This is a genomic window from Flavihumibacter sp. CACIAM 22H1, from assembly GCF_001601815.1.
GTDB lineage: Bacteria > Bacteroidota > Bacteroidia > Chitinophagales > Chitinophagaceae > Flavihumibacter.
The window spans coordinates 37,620-51,772 of record NZ_LUKG01000028.1 but is presented as its reverse complement, the minus strand read 5'-3'; the positions used below and the strand labels follow the sequence as shown (position 1 = coordinate 51,772).

Annotated in this window: 12 protein-coding genes; 9 read left to right on the top strand and 3 right to left on the bottom strand. The window is 45.0% G+C overall.

Features of this window, described 5'->3' with window-relative positions; genetic code table 11:
* From A1D16_RS09910 to A1D16_RS09895, 4 genes are all read left to right on the top strand, one after another.
* On the top strand, positions 1-2,175 hold a 2,175-nt coding region (locus A1D16_RS09910; protein ID WP_290709203.1), incomplete at its 5' end, for a tetratricopeptide repeat protein.
* A 22-nt stretch (positions 2,176-2,197) separates the two neighbouring features.
* A complete protein-coding gene (locus A1D16_RS09905; protein WP_290709202.1) occupies positions 2,198-3,853 on the top strand; it encodes a hypothetical protein in 1,656 nt (551 codons plus the stop codon).
* Between the two features lie 59 nt (positions 3,854-3,912).
* On the top strand, positions 3,913-4,569 hold the full coding sequence (locus tag A1D16_RS09900; protein ID WP_290709201.1) for a hypothetical protein: 657 nt from the start codon (positions 3,913-3,915) through the stop codon (positions 4,567-4,569).
* A gap of 2 nt (positions 4,570-4,571) precedes the next feature.
* Complete coding sequence (locus tag A1D16_RS09895) at positions 4,572-5,471, top strand: class I SAM-dependent methyltransferase (protein ID WP_290709200.1); 900 nt, start codon at positions 4,572-4,574, stop codon at positions 5,469-5,471.
* Here the strand turns inward: A1D16_RS09895 and A1D16_RS09890 are convergent.
* Entirely contained in the window at positions 5,464-6,303 is an 840-nt protein-coding gene (locus A1D16_RS09890; protein WP_290709199.1) for a glutaminyl-peptide cyclotransferase, read from the bottom strand. The genes A1D16_RS09895 and A1D16_RS09890 overlap by 8 nt on opposite strands.
* Positions 6,304-6,517: 214 nt before the next feature.
* On the opposite strand from A1D16_RS09890, the gene A1D16_RS09885 reads away from it, so the two are divergent.
* Positions 6,518-7,714: a zinc metalloprotease gene (locus A1D16_RS09885; protein WP_290709198.1), complete on the top strand. Its 1,197-nt coding sequence runs from the start codon at positions 6,518-6,520 to the stop codon at positions 7,712-7,714.
* Positions 7,715-7,891: 177 nt separating this feature from the next.
* Here the strand turns inward: A1D16_RS09885 and lpdA are convergent, their stop codons facing one another.
* Both lpdA and A1D16_RS09875 read right to left on the bottom strand, forming a co-directional pair.
* Positions 7,892-9,295 (bottom strand): dihydrolipoyl dehydrogenase, encoded by a 1,404-nt coding sequence (gene lpdA / locus A1D16_RS09880; RefSeq protein WP_290709197.1) that lies wholly within the window; start codon positions 9,293-9,295, stop codon positions 7,892-7,894.
* A gap of 79 nt (positions 9,296-9,374) precedes the next feature.
* Positions 9,375-11,042 (bottom strand): DEAD/DEAH box helicase, encoded by a 1,668-nt coding sequence (locus A1D16_RS09875; RefSeq protein WP_290709196.1) that lies wholly within the window; start codon positions 11,040-11,042, stop codon positions 9,375-9,377.
* 52 nt (positions 11,043-11,094) lie between these two features.
* Here A1D16_RS09875 and bshB1 point away from each other — a divergent pair, with 52 nt between their 5' ends.
* The 4 genes from bshB1 to A1D16_RS09855 all read left to right on the top strand — a co-directional run.
* The gene (gene bshB1, locus A1D16_RS09870) at positions 11,095-11,832 is read left to right on the top strand and encodes a bacillithiol biosynthesis deacetylase BshB1 (RefSeq protein ID WP_290709195.1); all 738 of its coding nucleotides are present in this window, start codon (positions 11,095-11,097) and stop codon (positions 11,830-11,832) included.
* 93 nt (positions 11,833-11,925) lie between these two features.
* Positions 11,926-12,993, top strand: a complete 1,068-nt coding sequence (locus A1D16_RS09865; RefSeq protein WP_290709194.1) for an acyl-CoA desaturase — start codon at positions 11,926-11,928, stop codon at positions 12,991-12,993.
* Between the two features lie 44 nt (positions 12,994-13,037).
* On the top strand, positions 13,038-13,913 hold the full coding sequence (locus tag A1D16_RS09860; RefSeq protein ID WP_290709193.1) for a carbon-nitrogen hydrolase: 876 nt from the start codon (positions 13,038-13,040) through the stop codon (positions 13,911-13,913).
* On the top strand, positions 13,903-14,153 hold a 251-nt coding region (locus tag A1D16_RS09855), incomplete at its 3' end, for an agmatine deiminase family protein (RefSeq protein ID WP_290709192.1). The genes A1D16_RS09860 and A1D16_RS09855, both read left to right, overlap by 11 nt.

Below are 14,153 nucleotides of genomic sequence, written 5' to 3'. Positions count from 1 at the left end.
CAATACGAGTTGTCCTACAGCTACTACCAGGCCCGCCAATACGAAAAGTCGATCGAAGGATTTAAAAAACTTTCCGGTAAAGAAGATTCGCTGGCCCAGAATGCCATGTATCTGTTGGGGGATGCTTACCTGAAAACCGGGCAAAAAGCCAATGCCCGCAATGCCTTTATGTTTTGCGCCATTAACAGTTCAAATCCTACCCAACAGGAAATTTCAAGGTTTAATTATGGAAAGCTCTCGTATGAACTGGGCTATCATGATATTGCCCTGAATGAATTGCAGCAATTCCTGAAAACATATCCTAATTCTGCCTACACTGCGGAAGCCAGGGAAGTGTTGGTAGGGGTTATGGCAAGCACCAGTAATTACAAGGATGCGCTGACTTTACTGGAAAGTATACGCCAGCCTTCAGACCAGGTTAAGAAATTTTACCCGGGTATCTTATACGGAAGAGCAACCGAACTGATCAATGATAATCGGCTGGAAGAAGCCGATCTGTTACTTGATAAAGCCATTAAAGCGCCTTTCAATACAACCGTATTACCCCTGGTTTATTTCTGGAAAGGAGAAGTGGCTTACCGTACAGGTGCAACCGAAGAAGCCGTGGAATACTATGCTGATTATCTGAAAAACCCGGTAAGCAATAACGAGGTTACGGTGGCCAACGCCAACTATAACCTGGGGTATGCCTACCTGAAAAAAGAACTGTACAAACAGGCCCAGACGCATTTTGAAGCGGTGGTAAAAACGCCCAGTGCAAGGTCTGGACAGGTAGAGCAGGATGCATATATCCGTATGGCGGATGCCATTTATATGCAGCGGGATTATAAAAAAGCGGCAGCTCTCTACGACCGTGCAATACAGCTGGGCTGGCCGGCAAGTGATTATGCCAGTTTTCAGAAATCCATGATTGCAGGCATTACCAGTACAACGGATAAAATCAGGCAATTGCAGCAGTTTCAGCAAAAGTACCCGGGCTCTTCCCTGGTGCCCGATGCAAATATGGAAATTGCGCAGGCATATTTGTCCAATGAAGATTTTAAGGAAGCCATTCCTTACCTGAACGCGGTATTAAAAAATACAAAAAGCGAAGCACTGAAGCCCCGGGCCTACCTGCGGGCCGGAATAGCGCATTATAACCTGGGTAATAATGAGGAGGCATTGAAACAATACAATGCATTGCTGGAACAGTATCCCAACTCTCTGGAAGCGGAAGATGCGCTGGACAATGCCAGGAGTATTTATGTGGAAGAAGGAAGAACCAGTGAATATATCGGGTATGCCAAAAAAATGGGTAGGGATGTATCCACCAGCCAGCAGGATTCCCTGGCCTATGCCGAGGCTGAAATTCAACTGAGCAATGGGAATTTCACCAATGCTATCAGCCGGTTTGATAATTATCTGAAAACCTATCCGCAGGGCAGGTATGTACTTGAGGCAAACTATTATAAAGGAGAAATTCACTTAAGCAGGAAAGAACATGCACAGGCTGCTGCGGCTTATGAAGCAGTTGCCAGCAGGGTACCCAATAAGTTTGGTGAAAAATCTTTACTGCAGGCTGCCCGGCTCAATTTCTTTGATCTGAAGCAGTACGAAAAAGCGGCCCAACTCTTTGCACGCCTGAAGGAGTTTGCAACAACCGAAGAGAATAAGTTGGAAGCCATGCGAGGACAGTTGAGAAGTGAATACCAGCTTGCCAAATGGCCCGAGGCTGTTGAAAATGCCAAAGAACTGCTAACGGTAAAAGGTGCCAGCGCAGACGATAAATTGCTTAGTAATATGGTATTAGCCAGGGCTGCGCAGGAAGAAAAGAACTACGATTTGGCGATCTCTTATTACAAAGCGGCAGCTGTAGGCGGTAAAGGTGCATTCAGTGCCGAAGCCAGGTACCAGGTTGCCTGGTGTTTATTTGAGCAGGCTAAATACAAGGATGCTGAAAAAACAGCTTTTGAAGTAATTAATAAAAATGGTTCCTACGAAGAATGGGTAACCCGATCCTATTTATTGCTGGGAGATATTTATATGAAACAGCAGGACTTTTTTAATGCCAAAGCCACTTACCAAAGCATCGTGGAAAACGCATCCATACCGGCATTAAAAGAAGAAGCGCAACGCAAGTTGAAACAGGCAACCGAAGCAGAAAGCAAACAGAACAATATCTCTGCTAAAAATTGATTTAATAAAAGAAATCGGATCCATGAACAATATACGTGTAGTTGGAAAAACGATCATCCTGGTAGCTGGGCTATTTTCATTGGCTGCCCGTGGAATGGCACAGGATACTACCAAGAAAAAAACCATTGATATTACGTCTACTTTTAAGCCCGTTTTGCGGGATGCGGTAAAGCTGAATTTTTCAGCAGCCCTGCCCCCGATGGACAGTTCAAAACCTGTGCTGAATTATAGTATTCCGGTACAACAGGTTAAACTGCCTTACCAGCCGGGTACACTGAAACCCGTTGCCCTTCAGATAGATTCATTATTACCCTGGAAGAATAGTCAATATGTAAAAATAGGCGTGGGGAATAATCACCTGCCTTATGGGCAGGCAGGGTTTAGTTTTGGAGATGGAAAATCCTCATTTTTAAACCTCTATGGCGAAGTATTTGCCTCTAAAGGGAAACTTGATTTTCAAAAGCACAACCTGGTGGATGTAGTGGCTCGTGGCGGACAGATGATCTCCAAAGATCACCAGGTAACTGCGAAACTAGGGTTTAAAGGGGAGGATTATTTTTTGTACGGCTATCGACCTACTACGCTGGATTTTACCAAACGTGAATTAAGGCAGCAATTTCAAACAGTGGATGGCGAAATTACGTTGCGAAATACAGACCCTTCTGATTTTGGCCTTAGCTATCAGCCCAGCATACGGGTCATCTCTTTCCGACATAAAAATGAAGACAGCAGTGCCAGAGAGCAGAACTTTATTTTCAAACTTCCTGTACAAAAAACCTTTGGAAAGAGCTTTGGAATTAACCTGGCTTTCATGGGCGATATGACGCATTATAAAGCGCAGGATAAATCAGCGATCAAGAACAACCTCTTTCAACTAGCCCCCTCCTTATTATTAAAAACGCCAAATGTATCCATCCAAACAGGCATTTTACCTTCCTGGGATAATAAGGTATTTCATATGCTGCCGAATATACTGGCTGATTTCACTACCAATGATAAACGCTTTACTTTCCAGGCCGGTTATATCGGTTATTTCAACAAAGGAAGTATGCAGCGTTTTTCTACGATCAACCCCTGGATTGCTCAACCGGATCAGTTGTTGAATACCCGTATCGTAGAATTGTATGGTGGCTTTAAAGGTGTGCTGGCCCAGCATTTTACCTATAATGCAAAACTGGGTGTGCAAAAGCAACGCAATGTAAACCTGTTCGTAAATGACTTCAGAGATGGTAAAACCTTTGAAACCGTTTATGCTCCGGAAATGGATGTGGTAACCGTGCACGGCGAAATTGGATACAATAGGGGCGAGAAATTTACATTCAGCTCCGGCGTTACCTATAATAATTTTGTAAGTGTGGAAGGCCAGTCAAAAGCCTGGGGATTATTTCCTCTTGAATTAAATGCCAGTCTGCGGTGGAAAGTAATTGATGACCTCTACTTTAAAACGGATTTCATTGGATGGGATGGCCCGGCTTACCGCAGTTCCACCGGCGATAGCCGGAAAGGCGACCAGGCCTATGATTTAAGTGCGGGACTGGAGTTCAGGGTCACCAAATCAATTGATCTCTGGTTGCAAATGAATAATATTTTCAATAACCGCTACGAACGCTGGAATCAATACCAGGTGTATGGATTTAATGTGCTGGGAGGAATAATTTTCCGGTTCAATCAGAAATAAGCGAAACTAATTTTTGACGGGTCAGGTAAAATTCGGTTTTTTGCCCGATTGCAACCTGTATGGAAAGACTGGATGTATTAAATAATTACCTGTTTCTTCAGAAACGAATCAGTATTCCGGGTTTGGGAACCCTGCATATGGAGCGCTTGCCAGCCAGGACTGACTTCGTTAATACCCGTATACTATCACCAGTTTACCGGTTTCGGTTTGACCAGTATTTTGATGCACCGGATAAGGATTTGTTCGGTTACCTGTCTAGCCGGCTGGGTGTTCCGGATTTCGAAGCTATTAAGTGGTACAATGAATTTGCCTATAGCCTTCGGGCAAAAATCAGGGCCAATGAAGTGGCCAACTGGCCTGGGCTGGGAAATTTTATGGCAGATGAAAAAGGCGAAATTTCTTTCGAAACTGCAGTGCCTGGCTTTGAACTACCCGCCCCGGTAACAGCTAACCGGGTGATTCGCGAAAATTCGGATCATGCAGTACTGGTGGGTGATCGTGAATTGAACAGTGCTGATCTAACCGAGCAGGAGGAAGTAGCAATATATGTAGAGCGGGGTTCCTGGTGGATTGCCGCATTAATCCTGGCTGCTATTGCGATAAGTTTGGCTGTTTTCCATTTTTACCGCCAGGATGCAGGGGTGCATACCAGTGGCAACCAGCAAAAAATACCGGTATACCCAATGCCTTCTACCAGTCGAACACTTAATCTCTGAACATGGCTTTGATTCATTATAATAATTGCCCGGTTTGTGGCAGTGATGCTATCGGAGTTCATGAAATAATCCGGGATTATTCCGTTTCGAAAGAAACCTTTCCGGTATGGCATTGTCGGAATTGCAGTTTCCTTTTTACCCAGGATATTCCCGACCAGGATTCGATTGGAAGCTATTATCAATCGGCCGACTATATTTCTCATAACGATACAAAAAAAGGAATTATCAATACCCTGTATCACCTGGTACGGCGGTATACACTTCGATTGAAACGGAAAATGATTGTCCGGGAAACGAATCTGAAATCGGGTCACTTATTGGACATTGGTGCAGGAACGGGTGCTTTTTTGAATGAAATGAAACACAGTGGCTGGCAGGTGACAGGGCTGGAACCTGATGCTGGTGCAAGGACAATTGCGCGCGATAAATACCAGTTACAATTATTGGAACCCTCCACCCTGTTCCGGTTGGAATCAGGAAAATTTGACGCAATAACTATGTGGCATGTATTGGAACATGTACATGCACTGCAGGAATATATACAAACAATTGTTCAGTTATTAAAGCCGGGGGGGCGTTTGATTATAGCCGTTCCCAATCATACCTCCCGCGATGCTGAATATTATAAAACCTACTGGGCTGCCTGGGATCTGCCTCGCCATCTTTATCATTTTTCCCCGGCATCAATGCGAACGCTGATGCAGTTAAATGGACTGGAAATAGATAAAATCATTCCCATGTGGTTTGACAGCTTTTATGTAAGTATGCTGAGTGAAACCTATAAGCAGGGAAAACCTGCTTACCTGAATGCCTGTTGGCAGGGACTCAGATCTAACCAACAAGCCCTGTCGGATGCGGAAAGGGCGAGTTCCCTGATATACCTGATCCGGAAGATTAATTAAACCGTACTTCAAAAAGAACAGGCCAAAGTTTACCTGTAATATAAATTTTGCCGGAAGCAGGATCATAGGCAATTCCGTTTAAAACGGAATCTCCATTATTGTAATCTGTGTTCGGAAAATACTGTTGTTTAACTGAATCCAGGAAGGTAGAAAGGTCGGCTTTTCCTACAACCTGGCCGTTCGACGGATCTATTTTCAGTATGTAATTGGTTTGCCATTTGTTGGCATAAATATATCCGTTAATGTACTCCAGCTCATTGAGGTTGTTTACCGGACCATATTGGTCTGTTACGCTGAGAATTTTTGCCGTGGTAAAGTTTCCGGGATCTAAAAAATAGAGGTTGCTGGAGCCATCAGAAAGGATCAGGTGGGTGGTATCATGCGTTAATCCCCATCCTTCCGTTTTAATTTGAAATTCGCCGGTCTGTTGAAGCGTGGCGGGATCGTAGATAAATCCTTTATTTTCTCTCCAGGTTACCTGGTAGAGCTTATCCTGGAAAACCGTAATACCTTCTCCAAAATAATCCTTACTTAACTTATGGGTAGCACTTGCTTTTCCGGAGGGAAGATCAATTTTAGAAACCCGCGATTCATAGTCGTTGTCGGTAGGTTTTCCACCGGTGCCTTCCAGCAATTGCCCTTTATACACGACAAGCCCCTGTACATACGAACTGGGATCATGAGGAAAGGTATTTACCAGGTTTACCTGGATAGCGGCGGGGGCAGGAAGGGCCGTAGCCGGCTGAACGGAGGATGCACCAGAGGATTCAGTACCGTTGTTGCAGGCGAGCAGGCCAAGGGCCAGGCAAAAGGCTGAAAGGCTTACTGGCATTGATTTCGTTCTAAACATGTGTACAAAGGTACCGATCCGCCCCCAATCCATTCGGCTAAAATGTCCAAAAAAAATGTTACTAAGCTTTGAATTTCAATAAAAAAGCCATTGTTTTACAGTTCTTCGTTGAATATCCTTTGACAAACCTGTCAAAATCTACCCGATGAATTTCTGTTGATCCACGCTATGATTGGCCGTCTTAATACATTTTTTCATGAGACGGATCATTGTACTCTTTCTGTTGATAGCTGCGCCTGCCTGGCTTTCCGCTCAAAAAGAGTGTGCTCAGGACAGTAGGTTGGTCTATGCTGCTATAGCATCTGTACCACTTGCTCCGGTTCAGGTAATACCTTCTCAAATTGTAATTCCGGTCGTTGTTCATATCATTCAATCTGGTTCAGTTACTGTTTCTGATGCGCAGGTTCATTCTCAACTGGAGGCACTGAACAGGGATTTTCAGGCAGCCAATGCCGACCTGGTACAGGTTCCGGAGCGGTTCAGGCCATTCATTGCCAATTGTAATATCAGGTTTGAACTGGCGAAAGTAGATCCTTCGGGTAAACCCAGTACAGGAATTGTTCGGGTAAATTCAGTCGTATCTATGTTTTCCCTGGACGACAGGATAAAATTCAGTGCAAAAGGCGGGGACGATGCCTGGCCGGCTGCCCATTACCTGAATATTTGGGTGGGTAATATGTTGGGAGGTATCATGGGATATTCCAGTATGCCGGGCGAAAAAGCTGCTACAGACGGAGTGGTATTAAATCACCAGGTATTTGGCACATTGAATAAAGTAGGACGATATACTCTTGGCCGGATTGCGGTACATGAAGTGGGGCACTGGTTGGGATTAAGGCATATCTGGGGCGATGCTTATTGTGGAGATGACGGGATCGATGATACCCCACAGCAAAAAAGCTATAATAAAGGATGCCCGTCGGGTATACTGAACTCCTGTGGATCGGATCCTAATGGAGATATGTATATGAACTTCATGGACCTGACCGACGACAGTTGCATGTATATGTTCACCTTAGGCCAGAAAGCTAAAATGAGGTCTTCCTTTGCAGAAGGAGGACCTAGGAACAGCCTGTTGGCCGGATTGGCCCTGCAAACCGATGGAGACCCCATCGATCCTGCCTGGGGCCAGGAAAGCCCCGCTGACATCCGTCCGCAGGCTTTACAAGTGTTTCCCGTACCAGCCGCTACTGAAGTAAAAGTATTGATACCAGACTACGAAAAACTGAAACAAAAACAGCTGTTCGTTTATACCATGATGGGGCATAAATTGATGCAAGTGCCCATCCGAGGCAACCTGGTAATTATTCCGATCGGAAAACTGAAACCCGGTCAGTACCTGCTTAAAACGGATCGGGCAGATCAGCCGGTAGGGAGGTTTGTTAAGATGTAGTAGAGAGGAGAATGTATGAGCGTGGTATAATTATTTGATCTTCAATTAGTTTCGGTAGGTATACGCAAAAAAGAAGCAGTCCTCAGGAACTGCTTCTTTTTTATTCAACTCTTTCAAATCTCCTTCTTCATTTACTTCTCTTCATTACCCTCTCTTCTCCTTTCGCCTTTCTTCTTCTCACAAATGTATCGCCTCGCCATATGCCACTTCAATAGCGTCTTTAATTCCTTCGCTGATGGTGGGGTGGGGGTGGATACTGTTCAGTACTTCGTGGTAGGTGGTTTCGAGTTTGCGGGCAACAACGGTTTCAGCAATCATTTCGGTAACATTATACCCGATCATATGCGTGCCCAGCCATTCGCCGTATTTTGCGTCGAAGATTACTTTTACAAATCCTTCAGGAGCTCCGGCAGCCTGTGCTTTTCCGGATACGCTTAAGGGGAATTTGCCGACCTTAATTTCATAACCGGCTTCTTTGGCGGCTTTCTCAGTAAATCCGACAGACGCTATTTCTGGCGTACAATACGTACATCCGGGAACATTTCCATAATCAAGCGCTTCTGGCTGATGATGGTATTTTTTCTCCGCATAGCCAATATTTTCCACGCAGATAATTCCTTCTTTAGAAGCAACATGTGCCAGGGCCTGACCCGGAACACAGTCGCCGATGGCATAAATTCCCGGAACACTTGTTTGATAAAACTTATCAACAACGATTCTGCCTTTATCGGTTTTGATTCCATTTTCTTCCAGCCCTATTCCTTCAATGTTGGCCACCACGCCCGCAGCGCTTAATACAATATCAGCTTCCAGGGTAATTTCTCCGTTAGGTGTTTTTACTTTCGCCTTAACGCCGTTTCCGGAACTGTCTACCGCTTCTACCGATGAATTGGTCAACACTTCAATGCCCGATTTTTTGTAAGATTTTTCCAGTTCTTTTGAAATGTCTTCATCTTCAACGGGAACAATACGAGGCATGAACTCAACAATCGTTACTTTGGTGCCCATGCTGTTATAAAAATAGGCAAATTCCACCCCTATAGCTCCGCTTCCTACCACAATCATGGATTTAGGCTGCTGGGGTAAAACCATTGCCTCGCGGTAGCCGATCACTTTTTTGCCATCCTGTTTAAGGCTGGGTAGCTCGCGGCTACGTCCGCCGGTAGCAATGATAATATGTTTGGCTTCCACTATTTCTTTGGTACCATCTGCTTTGCTTACCTCAACTTTTCCCTTACCCTGTACTTTTCCGAAACCCATGATCACATCGATCTTGTTTTTCTTCATCAGGAATTGTACACCCTTGCTCATTTTGTCTGCAACGCCACGGCTGCGTTTGATGACCTTTTCAAAATTATGTTTACCACTCGCTTCTAATCCATAGGCTTCAGCGTGTTTGATATACTCCATTACCTGCGCACTTTTCAACAAAGCCTTGGTGGGAATACATCCCCAGTTCAGACACACACCACCCAAACTTTCTTTCTCAATAACGGCTGTTTTAAACCCCAACTGTGATGCACGGATAGCAGCTACATAGCCACCAGGTCCACTACCAATCACAAGAACGTCGTATGCCATAATCTATAGTTTAATTATAGGTTGAATTAATAATACCTGCGTTGCGAAACTAACTTACCCGGTCCAAATCGCCAAACCACTAGCGGTTGGCGTCATTCATCCGGATTTTCCGACCCTTATAGGTTTTTCCGTCAATAGCCCGGATCATTTTAGAAGCGGATGCCTTATCCACTTCTACCCAGCTGTTCATTTCCTTCATATCTATTCGTCCCAGCGATTCTTTTCTCAGTTCACTCATATCAAGGATAAACTGTAAAAAGCTGGCTTTATAGAAACCATCTTTCGTGCCAAGATTAACAAAAAGTTTGGTGGTGTTGGAAGGGCCTTCAAAGGAGCGGCCGCGGGAGTTATCTCTGCCCCTGGCTGCATCGCCCCGTTGACCAAAATCCCTGCCTTGCTGGCGCAAACGGTTACGGTCTTCCCGGATATTCAGGTCTTCCGCATTTTCATAATATTTAAGGAAACGATCAAACTCCATGGCAGCCACCCGTTTCAGAATTTCTTCCTTACTCATATCGGCAAACTTTTCTTCCAGCATGGGAACATAGGTTTCATAATTGCCATGGCTGATATCGGTTTCCAGCAGTTTGTCCATAAAGTAGAAGAACTGTTTACGGCACACATCTTTACCGGATGGAATTTCAAGTTTATGAAAGGGAGCCTGAACAATCTTCTCAATCTGGCGCAAGCGGAAAGTCTCCCGGCTATGAATGATCGACATACATACCCCGGTTTTTCCGGCACGGCCGGTACGGCCACTTCGGTGGGTGTATACTTCGATATCATCCGGCAACTCGTAGTTGATTACATGGGTAATTTCTTTTACATCAATACCCCTGGCAGCTACGTCGGTAGCTATCAGTAATTGCAGGCTTTTGTCACGGAATTGAGCCATTACTTTATCGCGTTGTGCCTGGGTAAGATCGCCGTGAAGCGCATCAATGTCATAGCCTTCGCGGGTCAGTTTTTCTGCTATTTCCTGTGCATCGAGCTTGGTACGGGTAAAAATGATACCATACATGCCCGGGTTAAAATCAATCAATCGCTTAAGCGCTTCGTAGCGGTGTTGGGCGGAAGTAACATAGTATTGGTGATCAATATTTTTGTTCGCCGTGTTTACTTTGCCGACCTGAACTTCTTTCGGATCGTTCATATACCGCTTGCTGACCTTTTTGATTTCAGGGGGCATAGTTGCGCTGAATAACCAGGTACTTTCGCGCTGGGGGGTATTTTTCAGGATGAATTCAATATCGTCCTGGAAACCCATGTTCAGCATTTCGTCGGCTTCATCCAGTACTACGTATTTAATCTGCTCCAGGTTCACGGCCTTCCGTTCAATCAGGTCAATCAGTCTGCCTGGGGTAGCTACTACAATGTGTACGCCGCGTTTGATATCGCGGATTTGTGCACCAATAGAAGTGCCCCCATACACAGCCACCATGTTTATGGAAGGTTTAAATTTTTTAAACAATTCCATTTCCGTAACAATCTGCATGCAGAGTTCGCGGGTTGGACAAACAACCAGCGCTTGCGGGTATTTATCAGCGGGCGTAATCAATTGTAAAAGAGGTAAACCAAAGGCGGCGGTTTTTCCGGTGCCGGTTTGCGCAAGTCCCACTAAATCAGTGGTTCCGCTAAGAAGAATAGGAATCGCTTTTTCCTGAATCGGGGTAGGTGTTACAAATCCAAGGGCTGTCGTCGCTTTAACCAATTGCTCATCAAGTCCTAACCCATCAAATGTTATCATATATCAAAATTTGCGCAAAGGTAGGATATTAAACGCACTACATTTGCAGATTATGAAACTTGACGTACTTGCAATTGGTGTACATCCCGACGATGTGGAGCTGGGGTGCTCCGGTACCTTAATCAACGAAATAAGACAGGGCAAAAAAGCGGGTATTGTGGACCTGACCCAGGGAGAACTGGGTACCCGAGGAACCATCGAAACCCGGTATGCTGAAGCGGCAGAAGCCGCCCGTATTATGGGCATCCATGTGCGGGAAAACCTACGGATGAAAGACGGTTTTTTTGCCAATGATGCCAGTCACCAGTTGGAACTGATCCGGGTAATCCGGAAATACCAGCCGGAAATAGTATTAGCCAATGCGCTGGAAGACCGGCATCCCGATCATGGGAGGGCAGGGAAGCTGATAACAGAAGCCTGTTTCCTGGCCGGACTGATTAAAATTGAAACCCGGGATGAAGCCGGCCAGCTACAGGACCGGTGGCGTCCCAAATACGTGTTGCATTATATCCAGGACCGGCTGCATGAACCTGACCTGCTGATTGACATATCGGAGGTATTTGAGCAACGCATGAAGGCCATTGAGGCTTATTCCACGCAGTTCTATAATCCCGACATGGAAACAGAAGGCCCTACCACTTATATTTCCACCCCCGATTTCAGGGAGTCGGTAGTGGCCCGGGCCAGGATGTTGGGGAAACGAATAGGAGTTCGTTATGCAGAAGGGTTTACGACCCAGAAAACATTGGGAATCAGTAGTCTGAGTGCATTGGTTCAAAGAGAAACCTAATATTAACAGAATTGACCCTAAACAGACACTTCGATCGTGTTGGATTTTCGTACCTTTACGACTTATTAGTATTTCGAACCTGTTATTTATCTCATGGTTACTCCAAAGTTTAGCTCCACAGCTCAGTCTTTTCACGGTGAACTAAAAAGACGCATCAACCAGTATTTTGAAGAAAAAGGAAAATCCACTACCGGAAATATGACGCTCTATACAAAGGCGATCATCCTGCTGGTAGCTTTTGTATTTACCTATGTTCACCTCGTATTTTTTACACCCGTCACCTGGGTGGCCATTCTGGAATGCCTGCTGCTGGGTGGAATTGTAGCAGCGATCGGGTTTAACATTATGCACGATGGTGCCCACGGAAGTTTCAGCAAGTACAAATGGCTGAACCAGGTAGCGGCTTTTTCTCTAAATGTACTTGGTGGCAGTAGCTTTATGTGGAATGTAAAGCATAATGTTATACACCACGCCTACACGAATGTAGACGGCCTGGATGATGATATTGATATCCAGCCCTGGATGCGGATGAGCACTACCCAACCCAAATACAAGTTTCATAAATACCAGCATATCTATTTCTGGTTGCTCTATTCGTTGCTTTATATCCTCTGGATTTTTGTCCTTGATTACAGCAAGTATTTCGCCAGTAAAATAGGCAGCATGCCGCTGAAAAAGATGAAACTGAGTGATCATATCACGTTCTGGGCATTCAAAGTATTTAATCTTTTCCTGTATGTTGGGTTACCGATTTATATGGTAGGATTTCTGCCCTGGCTGGTAGGTTTCCTGGTATTTACCATGTTTGCAGGATTTGTATTAAGTATCGTATTTCAATTGGCGCATACGGTGGAGCATACTGCTTTCCCGGTTCCGGATGCAACTACAGGTAAGCTGGAAGACGAATGGGCCGTTCATCAGCTCAAGACAACGGCTAATTTTGCAACAGGCAATAAAATAGTTTGCTGGTTGGTAGGTGGGTTAAATTTCCAGGTAGAGCATCATTTGTTTCCGAAGATCTCCCATGTACATTACCCTGCCATTAGCAAGATCATTAAAAAAGCCTGTGCTGAATATGGGGTGCCTTATATAGAGTATCCAAAAACCAGGCTGGCCATTGCTTCCCATGTTTCCTTCTTAAAACAGATGGGGCGCTCCTGATAGTCGTTAACTCTTCATACATTTGACGCTCAAAAATCAATTGAATGTCAACTGTACAGATAGGCATGGTGCAGATGAGTTGTACTGCCGATAAAGCCGAAAACTTACAAAAAGCCATAGCGGGAGTTAAACAGGCCGCTGCAAAAGGTGCACAGATTGTGTGTTTGCAGGAGCTGTTTACCTCCCTTTATTTTTGCGATGTGGAAGACTATGCCAATTTTGAATTGGCTGAACCCATCCCCGGTCCATCTACCGAAAGTTTAAGTTCCGTAGCGAAAGAATTGGGCGTTGTTATTATTGCCAGCCTTTTTGAGAAAAGAGCGCAGGGCCTTTACCATAATACTACGGCTGTGCTGGATGCGGATGGCAGCTATTTAGGCAAATACCGCAAAATGCATATACCGGATGATCCGGCCTATTACGAAAAATTTTATTTCACCCCCGGCGACCTGGGGTATAAGATCTTCAAAACAAAGTTTGCTGATTTTGGGGTATTGATCTGTTGGGATCAATGGTACCCGGAGGCCGCCCGTATCACGTCTTTAATGGGCGCAGAAATCCTTTTTTATCCTACCGCCATTGGTTGGGCAACCTCCCAGGATGAAGCTACCAATACCGAACAATACAATGCCTGGCAAACAATACAGCGAAGCCATGCTGTAGCCAACGGTGTGCATGTGGTAAGTGTTAACCGGGTGGGTTTAGAACAGGAAGGCGCCATGAAATTCTGGGGAGGTTCATTTATCAGCAATCCGTTCGGAACCGTGCTGTACCAGGCTTCGCACGACCAGGAGGAAGTAACTGTATTGGAACTGGATCTTTCCAAAACCGATCGTTACCGGACTCACTGGCCTTTTATGCGCGACAGAAGAATTGATTCTTATCAGCCAATTACCAAACGATATATCGATGAGCCTTAAGACACCTGCCGAACTGGGGTATTATTTTCCTGCTGAATTTGCAAAACATCGCGCTACCTGGTTAAGCTGGCCGCATAAGGAAGCAAGCTGGCCGGGTAAAATTCATACCATCTATCCGTATTATGCCGAATTTATTAAATGGCTGAGTAAAAGTGAGCGGGTATGCATTAATGTTAGGGATGCCGCCATGGAGGCATTTGCTTTATCGCATATCGAAAAAGCGGGGGCAGATTTAATCCC

Bases quoted from the DNA above. Each gene is read 5' to 3' on its own strand.
- A1D16_RS09905 (WP_290709202.1), top strand. From the start codon at position 2,198: ATGAACAATATACGTGTAGTTGGAAAAACGATCATCCTGGTAGCTGGG.
- A1D16_RS09900 (WP_290709201.1), top strand. From the start codon at position 3,913: ATGGAAAGACTGGATGTATTAAATAATTACCTGTTTCTTCAGAAACGA.
- A1D16_RS09895 (WP_290709200.1), top strand. From the start codon at position 4,572: ATGGCTTTGATTCATTATAATAATTGCCCGGTTTGTGGCAGTGATGCT.
- A1D16_RS09890 (WP_290709199.1), bottom strand. From the start codon at position 6,303: ATGCCAGTAAGCCTTTCAGCCTTTTGCCTGGCCCTTGGCCTGCTCGCC.
- A1D16_RS09885 (WP_290709198.1), top strand. From the start codon at position 6,518: ATGAGACGGATCATTGTACTCTTTCTGTTGATAGCTGCGCCTGCCTGG.
- lpdA (WP_290709197.1), bottom strand. From the start codon at position 9,295: ATGGCATACGACGTTCTTGTGATTGGTAGTGGACCTGGTGGCTATGTA.
- A1D16_RS09875 (WP_290709196.1), bottom strand. From the start codon at position 11,042: ATGATAACATTTGATGGGTTAGGACTTGATGAGCAATTGGTTAAAGCG.
- bshB1 (WP_290709195.1), top strand. From the start codon at position 11,095: ATGAAACTTGACGTACTTGCAATTGGTGTACATCCCGACGATGTGGAG.
- A1D16_RS09865 (WP_290709194.1), top strand. From the start codon at position 11,926: ATGGTTACTCCAAAGTTTAGCTCCACAGCTCAGTCTTTTCACGGTGAA.
- A1D16_RS09860 (WP_290709193.1), top strand. From the start codon at position 13,038: ATGTCAACTGTACAGATAGGCATGGTGCAGATGAGTTGTACTGCCGAT.